The organism is Shigella sp. FC1661 (assembly GCF_001712525.1).
In the GTDB taxonomy this organism is placed as follows: Bacteria; Pseudomonadota; Gammaproteobacteria; order Enterobacterales; family Enterobacteriaceae; genus Escherichia; species Escherichia coli.
This window is the reverse complement of record NZ_MDGW01000484.1, coordinates 1-424: the sequence shown is the minus strand read 5'-3', so window position 1 is coordinate 424 and position 424 is coordinate 1. Positions and strand designations below refer to the sequence as shown.

Annotated in this window: 1 protein-coding gene and 1 pseudogene; one reads left to right on the top strand and one right to left on the bottom strand. The window is 44.8% G+C overall.

Going from position 1 to position 424, the window contains the following annotated elements; genetic code table 11:
* Nucleotides 1–330 (top strand): annotated as a pseudogene (locus BFF42_RS20875) (hypothetical protein); the annotation flags it as partial.
* A 13-nt stretch (nt 331–343) separates the two neighbouring features.
* On the opposite strand, the gene BFF42_RS20865 reads toward BFF42_RS20875, so the two are convergent.
* Nucleotides 344–424 (bottom strand): IS1 family transposase (locus tag BFF42_RS20865; RefSeq protein WP_000618533.1); only part of this gene is annotated, 81 nt, incomplete at its 5' end.

The window sequence follows — 424 nt, the reverse complement described above, 5'->3', positions numbered from 1 at the left end:
AGCGGAGCAGGAAGGACATCTGATGGAAATGGAAGCCACGCAAGCACCTTAAAATCACCATCATACACTAAATCAGTAAGTTGGCAGCATTACCATGCCAATGAAGCCATAAACCACGGATTTGCTCTGGTAACTGAGGAGCGCCGCTCAACGGGAATTTATGCCTATCTGGATATCGGTTTTAACTCGTTAATTTCCAATATTCGCAACTACAAAAATAAAGTTGGTTTACTGGATAACTCGCGGATGAAAAGCGATACCCAGTGGGTGATTGATTCGATGCGGGTAAAAACGCCGGGTCATCGGACGCAAATTGGTTCGCTCTCCGGGTAATGACTCCAACTTATTGATAGTGTTTTATGTTCAGATAATGCCCGATGACTTTGTCATGCAGCTCCACCGATTTTGAGAACGACAGCGACTT